The sequence below is a fragment of the Streptomyces spiroverticillatus genome, from assembly GCA_014650415.1.
Taxonomy (GTDB): domain Bacteria; phylum Actinomycetota; class Actinomycetes; order Streptomycetales; family Streptomycetaceae; genus Streptomyces; species Streptomyces spiroverticillatus.
Map to the genome: position 1 here is coordinate 1 of BMUX01000063.1, position 1,506 is coordinate 1,506.

The 1,506-nt window shown below is 66.0% G+C and carries 1 protein-coding gene and 1 pseudogene; both read right to left on the minus strand.

What is annotated here, in order from left to right; all coding sequences use genetic code 11:
• The coding region (locus IE269_RS42660) for a potassium-transporting ATPase subunit C (protein WP_189828760.1) at window positions 1-216 on the minus strand (216 nt) is incomplete at its 3' end.
• 7 nt (window positions 217-223) lie between these two features.
• A pseudogene (locus IE269_RS42665) lies at window positions 224-1,506 on the minus strand (HAD-IC family P-type ATPase); the annotation flags it as partial.

Below are 1,506 nucleotides of genomic sequence, written 5' to 3' on the forward strand. Positions count from 1 at the left end.
CGGGAGGTTGTAGGTCTGGCCGATCAGCTCGGAGCCCACCACCTTGCCGGTGGCCGGGTCTTCGATCTCGGAGCCGTTGGCCTGGGTGGGGAAGGCGACCTGGGCGATGCCGGTGACAGCGAGTGGGTAGACCACGCCGCAGATGAGGGTGAGGACGAGGAGGGCACGCAGGCCTGCCCCCAGCAACCGGCCGGTGTTTCCTACGGAGTTGTTCATGACGTGATCAGCCGATTCCGGGGATGAGGGAGAGAAGCAGGTCGATGATCTTGATGCCGATGAACGGGGCGATCAATCCGCCGAGTCCGTAGATGCCGAGGTTGCGGCGGAGCATCTTGTCGGCGCTCATCGGCTTGTACTGGACGCCCTTGAGGGCGAGGGGGACCAGGGCGATGATGATCAGCGCGTTGAAGATGACCGCGGAGAGGATCGCGGACTCGGGGGAGGTCAGGCCCATGATGTTGAGCTTGTCCAGGCCCGGGTAGACCACGGCGAACATCGCGGGGATGATCGCGAAGTATTTCGCGACGTCGTTGGCGATCGAGAAAGTGGTCAACGCGCCCCGGGTGATGAGGAGTTGCTTGCCGATCTCGACGATCTCGATGAGCTTGGTCGGATTGGAGTCCAGGTCCACCATGTTCCCGGCCTCCTTGGCGGCCGAGGTGCCGGTGTTCATCGCCACGCCGACATCGGCCTGGGCGAGCGCGGGGGCGTCGTTGGTGCCGTCGCCGGTCATCGCGACCAGCTTGCCGCCCGCCTGCTCGCGCTTGATCAGGGCCATCTTGTCCTCGGGGGTGGCCTCCGCGAGGAAGTCGTCGACTCCGGCTTCTTCGGCGATGGCCTTGGCGGTCAGCGGGTTGTCCCCGGTGATCATGACCGTCTTGATGCCCATCCGGCGCAGCTCGTCGAAGCGTTCGCGCATGCCGTCCTTGACGACGTCCTTGAGGTGAATCACTCCCAGGACGCGGGCGCCGTCAGCGTCTTCCAGNCACCTTGCGTCCGTCCACGTCCACACCCGACATCCGGGTCTGGGCCGTGAAGGCCACCCAGTCTGCTCCGACCAGTTCGCCCTGGTGGCGCTCGCGCAGCCCGTACTTCTCCTTCGCCAGGACCACCACCGAGCGACCCTCAGGGGTCTCGTCGGAGAGGGAGGACAACTGGGCGGCATCCGCAAGCTCGGCGGCGGTCACGCCCTTGACGGGCAGGAACTCGGCGGCCTGGCGGTTGCCCAACGTGATCGTGCCGGTCTTGTCGAGCAGCAGCGTCGAGACGTCGCCCGCCGCCTCAACCGCCCTGCCCGACATGGCGAGAACGTTGCGCTGGACCAGGCGGTCCATGCCCGCGATACCGATCGCGGACAGCAGCGCACCAATGGTCGTCGGGATCAGGCAGACCAGCAGCGCGATCAGCACGATCATCGACTGCGCGGCACCCGCGTAGGTGGCGAACGGCTGAAGGGTGACCACAGCCAGCAGGAAGACGATGGTCAGCGACGCGAGCAGGATGTTG